The sequence below is a fragment of the Cytophagales bacterium genome (genome assembly GCA_033344775.1).
In the GTDB taxonomy this organism is placed as follows: Bacteria; Bacteroidota; Bacteroidia; order Cytophagales; family Cyclobacteriaceae; genus JAWPMT01.
The window spans coordinates 1,292,316-1,307,612 of sequence record JAWPMT010000005.1; the positions used below are offsets into that span (position 1 = coordinate 1,292,316).

A 15,297-nucleotide genomic window follows, 5' to 3' on the forward strand; every position below is an offset into this window, starting at 1 on the left:
ACTTTGATTAAGCACCAAAACCGCTATTATTTTTATACATTGTTACCTGACGTGAGTATAAATATTATTCGATTTATTTATTTCATGTTTTTAAGTTTTGGTCAATTTCTACTCACAAAAAATGACCAAAATAAAACATATTGTGTTTTAGATTCGCTATTGTTTTATCAAGTCTGATAACCAATACATACTCCGTACTGCAGCCATGGGGACTGCTGTTCGATGGTCGAGACCGTTAATTACATCATGTTCTACTGTTAAATTTCCATCATTTATATTTTTAAGCATATTAACAAATTTTTTGAAATCCTTGATCTTTTTCTCTCCTTCCAATGAGCCATATGTAAAAAAAACATTTCCTTTTAATTTTTTTCGCTTTTCAGCCGTAGTAGACTCAAGTTCATAAATTTTCTGTATGATTTCATGATCAACTCCAAGAACTGGAGCACCAAGAATGTAATTTTCAAAGGTATTGGTGTGTTTCGATAATATGTATGTACCAACTAAAGCAGCGGCAGAATATCCAAAATAGGTACGTCTTTCAGCATTAGCACGGTACTTGCTTTCTACCATCTTAAAGACATCATTACGAAGAAACTTCACATAACTGTCCAAATTCCCATAGTTTATTCCTTTTGACCAGGTAAGCCCAACTATAATAACGTCTTTTATCAGATGTTCACTGAGCGCAGATAATCTTTCGATATTCTCTAACGGATTAGTAAAATAGATTACAGGGTATTTTAAATCTGTGTTTTCTTCATATCCTTCCGGTAGTTTTATGTAAAGTGTATTTAGTGTATCAGTTTCTGAATTACTGATCTGAATGACCTGAGTTCTGGGCATTTCATATGCCTTTGGTTCCTGAACCTCAAGAGCTGGTAAACCATTGCCTTGTGCTTTCAGGCTGTAATTATTGCAAGCATTTAAAAATATTGTAAGTACAAGTACTGGAAATATAAAATTGTTGTTTTTCATGTTTGATTTTTTTTTGTTTTTCATGCTTAGTTTTTGATTTAAATGTTGAATAAATGTATTGTATATCCAATGTGGAAATTCATTAATAGGATAAGCACAACAATTAAATGATAAAGTCATTTCGTCATTGATATGAGGCTTTTGTAAGGAATTAAAGAATATTGTTTTTGGGGAATAGTAGCTTTATTAGCTATTAATATTTATGCTTAAGAAGTCATTAAAGAATACAATCCTTATAAACATAGGCGCCTTTTTATTGGTACTCATACTTGATGTATTAAGTATTTGGGCGAATAAGGATAGATTTGATACTAATTATTCTTTTTTCTTACATGGCCTTAATTATACAATAGTCATTATGGCCATCATTTGGATAAATCATTTTATTTTCATTCCATCTTTTTTTGATAATAGACGCTATTTTTTATATACGATATCTCTTATTGGGATTGTGTTTCTTGGAGCATATTTGAAAGGATATGAGAAGGGTGGCTGGTATGATGTTTATAAAACGATGTTCTTTCTAACATATACTACCGGAATGGGAATGGCTGCTTTCTTTGTAAGAAGAAATATAGTGTTTAAAAGAGAAAATGATGAGAAAGAAAAGTTGCAAAAAGAGATGGAACTTAACTATCTAAAAGAGCAGGTGAATCCGCATTTTTTTTTCAATTCATTGAATAGTATTTATGCCCTTTCCAGACAGCAATCACCCGAAACTCCTGAAGTCGTTATGCAGCTTTCAGAATTATTGCGGTATCAATTGGAGAGTTCTAAAAAAGAGACCGTTTTATTAAAAGAAGAGCTTGAGTTTATAGAAAATTATTTATTTCTTGAAGAAAAGAGATTGAGTAATCGTTGTACCATTGAATTTTTAATTGACGGAGATTTGTCCGGCTTAAGGATTTCTCCGATGTTGCTCATCACTTTTGTTGAAAATGCTGTTAAACATGGTGCCCAAAGTACGAATAAACAGAGCACCATTGATATTTCTGTCACTATAAAAAACTCCACTCTTCACTTTTGTATTGATAATTCAAAGCCTCACAAAGTTTCTTCATTGAAAAGAACAGGGCTGGGTCTCGAAAATGTGAGAAGACGTTTAAATCTTTTATATCCAAACTCTCACGTATTGGAAGTTGATAATAAAGAAGAAAAATATCATATCAATTTATCTATTGATTTAACAGTTTCAAAATTTAAAAAAACTGTTAATGATTAAAGTTGGTATTATAGATGACGAAATACTAGCACGTAAAGTATTAGAGGAGTATTGCTCTAAAATTGACAATTTAGAATTAGTATTAAGTACAGGAAATCCACTTGAATTCATCAATTTCACTCAGCAAAATGACCTTGATCTCATTTTTCTTGATATAGAAATGCCTGAACTTAATGGCATGGAAATTTTGCGTTCCATGATAAAACAACCTAAAGTTATTTTGACTACTGCGTATTCGGAATATGCCTTAGAAAGTTATAACTATGGTGTGGTAGATTATTTATTGAAACCTATAAAAATCGAACGTTTTTTGAAAGCAATAAACAAAGTTTCAGCTTCAAAAATAATGCAGCCTAAAAAAAATAGAGGAACTGAAGAACTTCAAATAAAACATGATGGAATCCCCGTTAATATTTCCTTTAAATCAATTCTTTATATTCAGAGTTTTGGAAACTATTTGAAAATTTTTACCGATTCAAGAATGTACCTTATCTCCGAAACGCTGATTAATATTACCGCCCTATTATCTAAAAGCTTTCAACGCACACATAAATCATACATTGCGAATTTGGATAGAGTTACAAAAGCAACCAGAACATATTTGTTAATTGAAAATAGTAAAGTGCCAGTCAGTGCTATGTATAAGGTTGTTGTTTTTAAAGAATTGGGAGTATTAGCAAAATCATAAAATAGTTTATTTCAGACCTAAAATATAATTCTTAGTCATTGTGTAAATTTTTATGATGTTTGGTAACGACCAGATAAGCTCAGTGAGCATATCTTTTTTCTAATGTTTAAAGCTATTGTTTGTTCTGAAAAATGCTCGTAGCTCGGCTAGTTCATTGAGCTTATTGTTTGTTAGACTCTTTTTCAATTTCTATGATGGTTTCAAAAAATTTAATTGCCTCAATGATATTTGGATCCTTCGAGAGGTCCTTGAAATTGGCCTGCTTTTCAATGATGACATCTGGCGTTATAAGAGGCTCATGAGATGCTTTCCTGTCGGTCAGGAAGCTCGTGGTAAGGGTTAGCTTCACATCAAATGGCAATTCAGTCAAGCTATTTCCGGTTAGCAAGCCTGCTGTAGCTTCTCCGATAACTGTGATATTTTGCCGGCCTCTAAAAGATACAGGAATCAGCTCTCCACTGCTTCCCGTCACTATGCCAGTGATTAATGCAACTGGCGTCTTCAAATCTGGTTGAGCTATAGGGATGATACGCGCTCTGTCGATGCCGTCCTCTGTATCATGAATTATTCCGCCACGGAGCGTTACTATACTCCTAATAGTGTGATTGATACCCAGGGAAGTGTAAAGCGTGTCGTCCCCAAGAAAATGGTACAAAGCAGCCAGCATTGGAAATACGTTACCACCGCCATTAAACCTCAAGTCTATTACCCATCCTTCAATTTTATGAGAGTTAACTGTTTTCATAATTTGATTGTACATCTGCTGCGTTTCCAAGTTTATACTGTCCTGTGAAATGTCCAGCATGAGCATCGAAGGCATGAGTATATATCCGTACTTGCCGTCGATCACCTTTACTTCAAAGCCTGGTTGTTCCTCGTATTTAAGCAGAAATTCGGTGTGGAATTGTTCTTGGGTATACTGTTTGCCTTTGCTCCACCTAAACCAACCGTGATCAGAGAAAATATTCAAGTGCGAACCATTGATTGTATCAAAAAGAGTAGTACACATTGCAAGTGATTTGCCAAAATTCTCGGCTTCCAGTGCACTCTTTTTAAGCGGATCAATAGTCTCCCAATCCACATCACCTCGATAGAGGTATCTGGTTTGTAATTGATAGATGAGGCTGTCATAGAAGATGGATATGCTGTCTTTTGTGGATAACACCTGTGCGGTACCCTGTAGAGTTAGTGAAAGGAGTAGAAATAGAAGTACTTTTTTCATTTTGTTTTTTAGCAAATCAACGTATGGAGATGCTTGAAAACAGCGAATTTGAGAATCTGAAAGTCCCAGATTTAGGATTCTGGAGTTATTACTTCATGGTCTTGACGAAAGTTGAAGGTGTCTTTCCCGTCTGTTCCCTAAAGATTTTGTAGAAAGATGATTTAGAGTTAAAACCTGCATCCTTTGCAAGCGCTTCCAACTTGTATTTATCAGAAAGCTCTGTACTGATCAACTTTATCGCTTCCTCAGTGCGGTACTTGTTCAGGTATTGCGAGAAGTTCAACCCTAACTGGTCGTTTAGGTAGCGTGTCACTTCATGTATTGGGAAGTCAAGCGTGGAAGCCAGTTGCTGCGAAGTAAGTTTTGGGTTTTTGAACAATTTATCTTCTTCCATAGCTTTCTTAAGCGCATCATGTAGCTGTCCGTTTTCCGGTTGAGATGGTTTTGACTTGAGGAGCGGCTTGAAAAAGAGCAGGTTTGGTTTGGAATAACCGATAAACCCGATCCAATAGACAAATAGGGAGTTTATAATAAGTGTTGGGTAGTAGAATATGCGATCATGCAAACCCAGCGTATGAAGGCTGGCAAGAACGAGCAGCAGGTGAACACTTGTTAGGCCGATGAACACTATAAGCAGGGTCTTTAACCAGGACCAGTTTTTCCCGGTTCCAAAAGAAGTTCCCGTTTGTGAAAGGTGGTCTCTTGTCTTTTTAAGAAGAACCAGACCAAGAATCAAATTGAAAAAAAGATAAACTAGCTCATTTATTGTGAAGAAGCCAGTATCGTACACTTCCCTTATGATCGATTTATTTTCACCACTCAGTATCAAGTAAACCCAAAACATCCTTACCAGTCCATAAAAGAGAGCGGGAAGCAGCAAAAACCAGATGATCCTTCTGGATGTGGAATTTAGGGGCTGAATACTATAAGAGACATAACCAAAAAAGGTCGGAGCAATCAGGTATTTATAGGGGACAGGTTGCGCTCCCGAAGGTAGCGTACCAATTTGTATGTCCATAAAGATTGCAGCATATCCCAGGTTGTAAATGGATAAACAGAGTAGAAACAGGATGAAAAACCACTTCGCTTGTTTATTATACGATTTGCGAAAAGTGAGATAGACACAAAGTGAAAATGCCTGTATTCCGCCGAATAAAATGATATTGTCGAGAAGATCCAAATTCATATCCAAAGATGACATCATCCATATCGTTGGAGAACAAAGTTAATTATCGTTTTGAGTCTAACGTCAAGATATAGCATGTGCCACTGGACTTATTAATATCTACAAGCTAGCAGTTTTACGGATCAGTTTCAAGTAACTGAGTAGAGGCATATGCTATATCGTCTGTTATCGCCTTTATTCATCTTTTATCCAAATTGGATATCCGAAGACTGATACTTTATCCCAGTTTGTTGCTCCTTCTCTGCCATAGTCTCTTATTACATAAAGAGCTTTAATTGATCTTTTTGGTGAGACAAGACATCCCCATTCTGTTAACAGTTTATCTGTGTTTGATATAAAGTCATACGCAAACAATTTTACATTATGAGCCACTTGTTCTGAATCGTTCCTTCCTGTGAGATCGGAATTTGGATTGGGATGTGAACTTGCAGGAACGAATGAATCAAGTTTGGTTAGTTCAAATTGCTTTCTAGTATAGTAAATTAAAGACTGCAACAAAGTATAGCTAGATGCATTACCAAAACTCGTTGGGCTAGTGTCATTGCCTCCATAGTTTTCAAGTAAGCATAACAAACTGGACTTTTTTTCATTAACCGTTGGATCTCCAATCCAAAATGTGAATTCTGGAGTTTGTCTACCGAAATAATCCATTTTCGGAACAATTACTTTCTTTGCTTGAAAAGACTCCATGAAATATCTATTATCCAACTCGGACTCATTGATAGGACGCTTATTTCCTATCAGTTTTTTCTTTATTAGAAAACTATTCACAACTTCCATATCTTCAATTACCGTCCGTTTTCTAAACTGATCTGAATTTTCAAATTTTAGCTTAGGGTTAATGGAAATTTCGCCTCCGATTTTTGAAGAGCTAATGAAAGTATCTGGAGAGCCTTCAATTTGCTCTGCATAAAGTTTTAATCTGTATTCGTCAAAATATTGAAAATGTTCCATAGATTGGTGATAACGCCAAGCTAGCAGGAATGCGCCCACCAATTGGCAGAAAGCACTAAGCTAATGAATCTGCCGGTGCTCACAAAGTATCCAGAATACACTGCGAAAAGAGAGAAAAAAACTCCTGCAATGTGCGCTCAGTAGTAAGCACAGCCCTTTCTCAGCGGCTGATTCATGGCGATGATTGCACTGAAGCCAACTGAGAAGCAGTTTGGCACATTCGAGCTAGCGCCTTTTAGTTTTTCGTCAAAATAAGATTTGCGCAGTTATTCCGGCGGCAATAACAAGAGCGTTCGCAATAATTAGTTGAAGGCTAATTTTAGTGTTAATCAGTTCGGCCGTAAAGGATGAGTTATCCTGTGGTGGTTGTTCGATGACCTTAGTTCCAGCGATAAAATCTCCAATTCGTTGTTCTGCTCCGCCGAAAGCAAGTAAAGCTTCGAGTGGCCAAAGAATACTCGTTATGTTTCGGATGAAGCATTGAAATTGAGTAGCGGGTTCTTCTGAATTGTTTTTTACAATTGCGAATCCAAGTTTTCGTTTGGCGATACTCCGTCCACTAACAATGTCCTTGTTAAAGAAAACTAGGACTGTTAACGGCCAAAATGCATAGAAGTCCAGTTTACTTATTGGAAAGTAATTGTCAAGCACAAACAGTGCAATTAAAAATGGAGCAAGTATTGCTATTCCACGGGCAAAGTCAGAAATCATTGATTGGGCTCTTGGTGGTAACGGCCATATTTTCTCAGCTCGTTCCGCAAAAGTGTTCGTTAGAGGATTAAACAAAAGACTATCTAAAATTTGCATTATTCTTGGATACTACCGATATGAAAGCTAACGATCAGCTAAGCACAGTCGGCTCAGCCTTTCGAATATCTCAAATGTATCGGATTCAAATACCCTTTGCAAATAACTAAGTAAGCCCGGGGCGCGCAGCCGATTGGGCTTAGCGCCTGTTACCAGCTTTATTCTCGTAATTCGATGCTTGGTGCAAGGGTATTGAACCGTTTGATTTCTATCGAATCAATCTGCGTTTTTCCAATATAGATCGTCTCAAGGTTCGGCATTATCGCAAGAGCATCAGGTAAACGTTCAATAGGATTGCCGTTAATTGCCAATAGTCGTAAGTTGGTTAGTTGAGAGATTTCATCACCAATTTGAGTTAGTCTGTTTTGACTGAGGTATAAATCCTCGAGTTTATCGATCTCCAAAATAGGTTTAGGTATCTCGGTTAGATTATTACCAGTAAGAATGACTTTATAAACATCCAGCTCACTCGCTTTTTCTGGTAACCCAGTTAGATTCTTATTTTGTAACCAGAGGTACTTTCCTTTGTTATCATTCCAGACTAATTTATTAACTGATTCGTAAACGCTAGTTACTTCATTACCCAAAATTTTCTCTGCTAAGTCAACAGCTTTCTTCTGTATTTGGAGTTCGGTCGCACTGTCAACAGTAAATATCCATGCTTTTATTACTTGTTCGGAAAATATGGTGGAGTATTCGAAATTTGGATTCCATTTAACTCGTTGAAAGTCAGCACTACTGCCATCTGACCATTTAAATCTTATTGAATTAGGTATATCCTCAACTCTGGTCGATGTTAGAATCACACCAGAGTCGGGAATCTGAATTTTCTTTTTCCAGAAGATCGTTTTATTAAGTTCGGGATATCCTTCCAGACCGAAAATTATTCCAGTTTGACCAGAATAGTCTTGAGGGAATATGACTTCATTGTGTTCCTGCCACTCCATGAAGAATATGAATACACAAATTGCATACACTGAAGTTAGTGTCCATTGGATGCTTTTGATCAATGACTTTTTCCATGTGATTTTGGAGATGCCGTAATCAATTAGAAAGAGTATGATTCCAACGGCTAAAATATATACCCCAAGGAAAAGCAAGTAAAGCGTTAAACATGCAATTACTCCCAAAATGAATGTTAGAGTAGCTGAAGTTCTAAGAGGGGTTTTGAAAATCTTCTTCATGGAGGTATTGCTGGTAACGTCCATCTAAAATGAGTATGCGCCACAGTTGCTAGAAGCACCAGGACTTCCGTTTCGCAAAGTCAACTCAAATGGTTCGGTAAGCATATTCATTTTAGTGTTTGTTAGCTTCCATATAATTTTTCCAAGTGATTAAATTACTCCTTGAGCTTCTATCTCTATCATAAATTCTTTATTTGCCAGTCCTTGAACACTCACCCAGGTGGTTGCTGGAGGACTAACAGTCCCAAAGTTATCCTTCAGGATTTTACTAATTTTTAAGCTGTCCTCTTTTTGATAATTGACAATGTAAATATTCAACATTACAATATTTTCTAAAGTCCCACCGGCAGCTTCTATGGCTAATTTTAAATTGTTTATTGACTGTTGAGTTTGTTTGGCTAAGTCATTTTCTCCAACAATATTTTGCTTTTCGTCCCAGGCAACTTGTCCGGAAATAAAAACCATTTTCCCTGGATTAGACACTACAACTTGAGAGAATCCATATTCTCTTGAATTAAATAACGAACTGGGATTAATGCTTTTCTTTTTCATTCCAAGGTTTGTCAAAATGGAAGCTAACGACTTGCTATGATGAGTGGGGGTTAGAAAGCACTAACCTATCGTCTCGCACATAGCCACGCCTTGGTTTGAATTTAAAAACTTCGGGCCGCGCAGGCGTGACGGACTTTCCAAACACCACAAAAGTATCCTGACCGATAGAACCCCATTCATTCATCAGCGTCTGTTAGCATCTTCTGATTCCAGATTTACGGTGATTTTGGTGTTCAGTTCGTTCGCTCCAAAGAATTTACCGTTAGTAATTGGGATGTTGAATTGTGCCTTTTCTCCAGTTCCCTCGCTCCAAAATTCAATGAATATCGAGAGGCCACTAATATCACTTAGAGTCTTAGCAAAATTGCTTCCCCATAATCTAATTTCTTTTCCACCTCTGATAATCTTATTCTTTTCATTCTCTGTTCGGAGTTCAACTGTTGGGGTAAAATACCATGGGAGGTCTTCTTTACTTTCTTGACTAGTTGCAACAAATGTAATTGAGCTAACCACTCCGTTCAGAGTTGATAAATAAAGAGTTGATATTGTCGCTCCATCTCGTCCTGAATTTTCATGACAATAACCGATAAACATATGGATTTTGCTGTTCGGTATATCAACTGTGAAGTAGGATTCATTGAATTTCAAAAAGGGTTCATCGGAGTTATAAGTGAAGAGCTCTCCATAGTTCTCTTCACCACAACAACCATACTCAACAGCATGAAAGTAATTGGTCTTAAATTTTAAATCATCGTAATACTTGATTGTTTCCCAAAATGGTTTTGATGGGTCGGTAGATTCAGCGTAAATAACGGTAGGGAATTTTTCTGCACCAGTGAAAGTTCGTTCGACTACTTTTCTAATCGTACCGTATTTGAAATGTCTGTGGAAAGTAACATTCCTTGAGGTTTCAAGTTTGTTGCCAGTTATTGGATCTTTGTAGACCCTGAAATATGCATCAGTTTCGCTTGCAATAGAAGGGTTAAATGAGTCTTGCTTTGCTAGATTTTCAAAATTCAAAATTCTCTCAATGTTAGACTTATCAATGTCGGTCAGTTGATCATCGACATTTGTGTTCTTTGGCTTGTACCAGAGCTTTGTTTTGAAGTATTCTGTTAAGTCTGAAGATTTAAATATGTAACCATATCGAGCAAAAATTTCATTTCTCAATATTCTGAGTTCGTTCGCAGACTTACCTTTTAGAACAAATTCAGGAATTGGCTGTTGGTTTGGTGATTGCGCAAATGCAGCAAATTGAGTGATAAATAATAGTAAGAGGAGTAGGTTTTTCATGCAGTAAATTGATGCTAACGTCCAGATAAGCTCAGTGAGCGTATCCTTTCAAATTGATTCTAAAGTTACCATTTGCATAAAAATCACTCATAGCTCAGTTTGCTCATTGAGCTTATCGTTTGTTAGCGTCTTTTCTCCTTCCTTAATAGGATCCTTCTTCCTAGCGTTTAATAATTGAGTCCCATAAAGTACAATGAATATTGTGCTAATAAAGAAAGTTATTGCTTGGATATGCTGAGGAATAATAATGTTTGATCTTACCTCAATTCCTTTTTGCACTGTCCCAGTAATTGAATACAAAGTCCAAATACCAAATAGGATAGAAACCATATATCCAATCCATCCAATTCGCACGAAAAGTTGATTTGCGTTGGTAGATTTGACTTTATCGATTAAGCTTATTGAAATTGCCAAAATTCCTGTTGACAAAGTTATGTATTGCTGAGATATGTTTCTCACATTATCTAACAGCAGTTTATATAATTCAAAATCATTCATAACCTTAACAGATAGTGTAGATTGGACATAACTTTTCTCGTACTGCAATAAGTGCTCTGTCCCACCAACCTAATCCGAGTTCTGAATCTTGTCTATCAATTATTGCTTGTTCAATTAACTCTTCGAAGAACACAATCAAGAATTTTTCCATGTGTCTATAAGAAAGTTCTTGACCATTATTTCTCCATTGATCGTAGGTGTTCAGTAAAAATCTCCTAACAGACTCCACAGACTCAGGCGTTAGGGGAAGATCTCTCAGTTCCTTTTCGTGGTTAGTAATGATTTCAAAAAAAGGGGTGAAATCACAAAGGGAATCTCCTTTAATGAGAAGTTCGTTAAGGACACGAACATCTTCCCTCCATTCTGGTAATTGAGTTCTTTCTGGCCTTCTGTTATCAACAAGCCAACCTTGAATACTTGGAGAACAACCACCTAGACAGATAAGCAGGAGAATAGAGAGCAGATACTTAATTAAGCTTAGATTATATCGTATTGGAGATATCATACAATAAATTTCCTAAAAGAGAAATACATTTCATATACCTAAAAATGGGTATTTTCTAATGTTGACGCTAACGCCTAACTATCGGTTTGTGTGCCCACAGTTGGCAAGTACAGCTAAAATAGTGGAAGTGCACCACAAGCACAACGGTTTCCAAATGGCACTGCGTTGTGGAAGTGAAATTCCAGAACCACAGAAGTCTCCAAAAGCGATGAAGTATCAGAAGGTGCACTGGAGCGGGCAAGTCCCGATAAAACTGGCAGAGAGGCAGTTTGGCACATAACCGATAGTGTCTGTTGGAGGTCGTTTTCTACGGTTAGTTCTTCGTTAGGAAGTAGAGAGTTCGCAAGGCATCCACGGCGTGTTGACCCCAATGAGTCTCGAAGGAAAATTTGAGTTCCCAGAGAGCATGTTCCTGTTCGGCTGTTCGCCCATGTTCGATAAGTTCTAAGTTGGGTTTAATGTCAGCATACATGTCCCCTAGGTCATCTAGTAGATCTCCAGCAACCAGTTCCATATCGTCATTGTCGATTGGGTTGAATTTCGTCCAATAAAACCTGTTAGTGCCAAGTCGCTCAGAAGTTCGTGAAAGCAGAGGATGCAGTTCGTCAGTTGTCAAACGATTATCAAAATCTTCGTTATTGTCAAGCTCTACGTTAGGAAGTTGAGAGGCTCGAAATATGAGGTTGGAGACCTGAATGAAAAGTTGGTTGCAGAAGTCCAGTTCGGATGTCGTTCCAAGTTCGAGTTCGTTGCAAAACTCGTTTGCGGCTTTAAGAAACTTGTCAGTTTCCTCTGTTGCAATTGCTTCTTGAATGTTCATGGATTATGCGATCTGAAGTATATGGCCTCCAACGCCCAGATAAGCTCAGTGAGTATATCCTTTCAATTTGATTCTAAAGTTACTGTTTCGCACTGAAAGTTGCTCATAGCTCTGTTTGCTCATTGAGCTTATTGTTTGTTAGCGGAAGTTTTCTCCTTTTCTTTTGGCTTTTCCTTTTTGTAATCTTTCCAAATGGCATAAAAAAAGTTCAAAAGGATTGGAGCAAGAACTAAAAGAATAACATTTGTTGTTTTGTCGGCACTTTCAGTACGATAAAGCACATTTCGACTAATTGACTCCAGATTATTTTCAATCCTCTTTTCAAAGTTTGATTGTTGTTCCTGAATCGATTTAATTTCATCCATCATTCTAGCAATCGTCAATACTTCATCTGGATTTATCGGATTTAAAGCTTGTCTAAGAGCTTTGAAATCTTCAAAGTTTTTGTCCACTCTTTCTTCAACGGAGTTTATCTCTAACCTAAGTTCAACTAATTCTTTATTGTGATTTTGTACTTTGCCGTTTTCATTGTCACTATCGGGCAGAGAATTTTCAGATTCTCTAATTTGAAAAGCTCTAATAATACTTTCTAGTGAGTCAATGCGCTGAATGAGCTCAGATTTTGTTTCAGATTCTGGAATTTTTCTAACGAATTCATTGTCCGGAGTTCGGTTGAATACTTTGTCATAGACCTCACTAATTTCAGTGAAATAAAAAACCACAATAAAAACTATATAGACCAGAGTGGCAATGATCCTAGTTCTTTTATTTCTTATAAAGTCGAATATATTATTTGACATAGTTCGATACCCGTATTGACATTATTTCCGCTAACAATTGGTTATTGTGGACAAAAGGTAACTATAACCAATTTCATCCTTACGAATCTAAGGGATTTATGATTTGATTGAACCCCTTTATTGCAACGTGTGTGTAAATTTCTGTGGTTTTGGCACTGTTATGTCCGAGAAGAATTTGAATATAACGTAAATCAGTACCCGATTCTAGTAAATGCGTTGCGAAGGAGTGTCTAAGCATATGTGGAGTGATGTGTCTTTTCATCCCTACCTTGTGAGCTGCTCTACTTACTATCTTTCCTACGCTGGTCGGAGAATATTGCATTCCATAGGCACCTTCGAATAAAAACATTTTTGGTTTGTACGCTTTGTAGTAGTTACGCAAATCAGATAATAAATGAGTACTCAATAAGCTAATACGGTCTTTTTTTCCTTTTCCTTGTCTTACGGTAATTGTCATGCGATGGCTATCTATGTCTTCAATTTTCAGGTCAATGAGTTCTTGCTTTCTTAATCCGGCTGAATAAAGCAGAGCGATAATACATCTATGTTTGAGATTTCTGGTTTGATGAATCATTTTCAGAATATCTTCTTTAGCCAGGACTTTTGGCAATGACGCTGATCGTTTTGGTAGTGAAATGTTATAGAAACGGTTAGGCATTTCTTTGACCACTTCAAAGTAGAATTTAATGGCACTCAAAGCAATTTTGGAATATGATTCAGAGAATCCTTCTTTAACGAGATTACTCATATATTTCAAGATTTCTGCTTCAGTGATAGACATCAGTTCTTTTTCTCTCGGGAAACTGTTAATAAATCTTTCAAACTGACCTAGATAAGATCTTGCTGTATTCAAGGAGTATCTTCTAAGTTCCAGTTTTTGATAAAATTCTTCTGGACAGTACCTCCAACGATCCTTTGGAGGTCTTTTACGAAAATCATTGACAGAAAGCGGGGCATTACCTTCGTTGACGGGCTTGTTGATAAAGAAGTAACGTGTATCAATCCAGGCCACTCCCCGAAATTGACGAAATATTGAAGCCAGGTTCTCCTTACTGTTGGGTATGACCACCATTTGATTCGCTGCACTCCACCTGGGGGAAGGCAATTGCTTGACCAGTGCCTGTATGACTTTATCCGGGTAAAATTGGATTCCAATCATTCTTCTCTGATCCAATACCAGGTGTCTTAGTGTAATGGACTTGTTTTGAGCATTCTAGTTCCGAAGGAGTCATGGTACAAAAAGTATTGATTGTACAATATCAATCCTATATGAAACTTTTCGATCCCTGGACTTTTTAAAAGTTTTTTTTCAACCCCTTGCACCGGATCATCCGTTAACAATGACAACAAGACAGCTGTCCTACAACTAAATTTTTAATAACACTAAACATTATTTTCAAAATGACTGATGATGTAATTCAATCAGAAGAAACGACTATTTCCAATGACGTACTGATGGCGAATCCAGCCAGTGAAGTGCGGCTACCGACCATTCCCGTATACACCTTCGTACAGGAGGCATATGACTTGAACGAATGGATCGCTGATGATCAATCACCGCTCACCAATGCCGGATTGGATGGTGAGTTCATCACTGACCTGCCCAACCGCGCTCGAATGCTACGGCAAGCGCAATCCGTATGGATGAAAGAGCGATACAGCAGAGAAGAAGCACAAAGGGAATGGGACGAGCGATCCATAGAGGCTTACGACCTCAAAGACACACTGGAAGCTTCTTTCCGATTTGCCTTCCGCCGACATCCCGATCTTGTCAGTAAGGTCAATGCCATCTCAGAAGGATCAGGACATGCAGATATGGTACAGGACCTGAGCGACCTCAGCGTGCTGGGCAATGCGCACGATAATCTGTTATCCGCCATTGGCATGGACATGACCCAACTGGATATTGCAGCCACCTGGGCCGATGAATTGGCTACTTTACTGGCTCGGGTCAATGGTGAAAGAAGTGATGACAACAGTGCCAAACTGCTCCGAGACAAGGCTTTCACCTACTTGAAAGAGGCCGTGGATGAAATCCGGGTGACCGGTAAGTTTGTCTATCGCAAAGACCAGGAAAAACTCCGAGGTTTTCAGCGCACTCGAAAATAACCTGTTCTCATTCCAGCAGAAATCATATAAAACGACTCGCAGAGATCGTTTTTTTTTGCCCCGTCCCCTCTACAGTCGGCAAAAACCTTTTTAGCATCAGCATTTCAGACCCCATTACTCTAACTAAGCCTCCGTTCAGTCGGATCATTGAGCCACGGTCTAAATTTTGGCTCCACAACGATGATTTTGCTAACCACGATTGCAAATGACTCTGCCCTACATCGAAAATGCTAATCACGATTGCACTTAAGCTTCCACTACGACCAATATGCCAATCACGATTGCAAAACACCTTCCATGACTCTAAAATGCAAACCACGATTGCACAACCCCTTCCATTACGCAGTGGAGGCGGTTTTTGCCCATCTTTTCATCAAAGCTAATATCCGTCTCTTTCGCTAAAGCTTCAGCGGCAGCTAGTAGACTAGCTGTTTATCGGATGCTTAAGGGTTCGTAAGGACGGACTTTACATTTAGGGC

The 15,297-nt window shown here is 37.7% G+C and carries 16 protein-coding genes; 3 read left to right on the forward strand and 13 right to left on the reverse strand.

The window, feature by feature from the left end; genetic code table 11:
- Positions 1-156 precede the first annotated feature (156 nt).
- Complete coding sequence (locus tag R8G66_22985; GenBank protein ID MDW3195259.1) at positions 157-1,002, reverse strand: alpha/beta hydrolase-fold protein; 846 nt, start codon at positions 1,000-1,002, stop codon at positions 157-159.
- Between the two features lie 334 nt (positions 1,003-1,336).
- Between R8G66_22985 and R8G66_22990 the strand changes: the two genes are divergently transcribed.
- Positions 1,337-2,200 (forward strand): histidine kinase, encoded by an 864-nt coding sequence (locus tag R8G66_22990; GenBank protein MDW3195260.1) that lies wholly within the window; start codon positions 1,337-1,339, stop codon positions 2,198-2,200.
- Positions 2,193-2,888 carry a LytTR family DNA-binding domain-containing protein gene (locus R8G66_22995; protein ID MDW3195261.1) on the forward strand — a complete coding sequence of 232 codons (696 nt, stop codon included), beginning with the start codon at positions 2,193-2,195 and terminating at the stop codon, positions 2,886-2,888. Before R8G66_22990 ends, R8G66_22995 begins: the two co-directional genes overlap by 8 nt.
- A gap of 160 nt (positions 2,889-3,048) precedes the next feature.
- On the opposite strand, the gene R8G66_23000 is transcribed toward R8G66_22995, so the two are convergent.
- From R8G66_23000 to R8G66_23055, 12 genes are all read right to left on the reverse strand, one after another.
- Positions 3,049-4,110, reverse strand: coding sequence for a S41 family peptidase (locus R8G66_23000; GenBank protein ID MDW3195262.1), 1,062 nt, complete (start codon positions 4,108-4,110; stop codon positions 3,049-3,051).
- An 88-nt stretch (positions 4,111-4,198) separates the two neighbouring features.
- On the reverse strand, positions 4,199-5,296 hold the full coding sequence (locus R8G66_23005) for a helix-turn-helix domain-containing protein (GenBank protein MDW3195263.1): 1,098 nt from the start codon (positions 5,294-5,296) through the stop codon (positions 4,199-4,201).
- 174 nt (positions 5,297-5,470) lie between these two features.
- Complete coding sequence (locus tag R8G66_23010; GenBank protein ID MDW3195264.1) at positions 5,471-6,250, reverse strand: hypothetical protein; 780 nt, start codon at positions 6,248-6,250, stop codon at positions 5,471-5,473.
- Between the two features lie 246 nt (positions 6,251-6,496).
- Positions 6,497-7,057: a hypothetical protein gene (locus R8G66_23015; GenBank protein ID MDW3195265.1), complete on the reverse strand. Its 561-nt coding sequence runs from the start codon at positions 7,055-7,057 to the stop codon at positions 6,497-6,499.
- Positions 7,058-7,215: 158 nt separating this feature from the next.
- Positions 7,216-8,241, reverse strand: a complete 1,026-nt coding sequence (locus tag R8G66_23020; protein ID MDW3195266.1) for a leucine-rich repeat domain-containing protein — start codon at positions 8,239-8,241, stop codon at positions 7,216-7,218.
- Between the two features lie 150 nt (positions 8,242-8,391).
- The gene (locus R8G66_23025) at positions 8,392-8,793 is read right to left on the reverse strand and encodes a RidA family protein (GenBank protein ID MDW3195267.1); all 402 of its coding nucleotides are present in this window, start codon (positions 8,791-8,793) and stop codon (positions 8,392-8,394) included.
- Positions 8,794-8,976: 183 nt separating this feature from the next.
- The gene (locus R8G66_23030) at positions 8,977-10,086 is read right to left on the reverse strand and encodes a YARHG domain-containing protein (GenBank protein ID MDW3195268.1); all 1,110 of its coding nucleotides are present in this window, start codon (positions 10,084-10,086) and stop codon (positions 8,977-8,979) included.
- Between the two features lie 87 nt (positions 10,087-10,173).
- Positions 10,174-10,584 (reverse strand): hypothetical protein, encoded by a 411-nt coding sequence (locus tag R8G66_23035; GenBank protein ID MDW3195269.1) that lies wholly within the window; start codon positions 10,582-10,584, stop codon positions 10,174-10,176.
- Between the two features lie 4 nt (positions 10,585-10,588).
- The gene (locus tag R8G66_23040) at positions 10,589-11,089 is read right to left on the reverse strand and encodes a hypothetical protein (protein MDW3195270.1); all 501 of its coding nucleotides are present in this window, start codon (positions 11,087-11,089) and stop codon (positions 10,589-10,591) included.
- 313 nt (positions 11,090-11,402) lie between these two features.
- Positions 11,403-11,909 carry a DUF5063 domain-containing protein gene (locus R8G66_23045; protein MDW3195271.1) on the reverse strand — a complete coding sequence of 169 codons (507 nt, stop codon included), beginning with the start codon at positions 11,907-11,909 and terminating at the stop codon, positions 11,403-11,405.
- Positions 11,910-12,037: 128 nt separating this feature from the next.
- The gene (locus tag R8G66_23050; protein ID MDW3195272.1) at positions 12,038-12,709 is read right to left on the reverse strand and encodes a hypothetical protein; all 672 of its coding nucleotides are present in this window, start codon (positions 12,707-12,709) and stop codon (positions 12,038-12,040) included.
- 79 nt (positions 12,710-12,788) lie between these two features.
- Positions 12,789-13,721 (reverse strand): tyrosine-type recombinase/integrase, encoded by a 933-nt coding sequence (locus R8G66_23055; protein ID MDW3195273.1) that lies wholly within the window; start codon positions 13,719-13,721, stop codon positions 12,789-12,791.
- A gap of 389 nt (positions 13,722-14,110) precedes the next feature.
- Between R8G66_23055 and R8G66_23060 the strand changes: the two genes are divergently transcribed.
- Positions 14,111-14,818, forward strand: coding sequence for a hypothetical protein (locus tag R8G66_23060; GenBank protein MDW3195274.1), 708 nt, complete (start codon positions 14,111-14,113; stop codon positions 14,816-14,818).
- Positions 14,819-15,297: the final 479 nt, after the last annotated feature.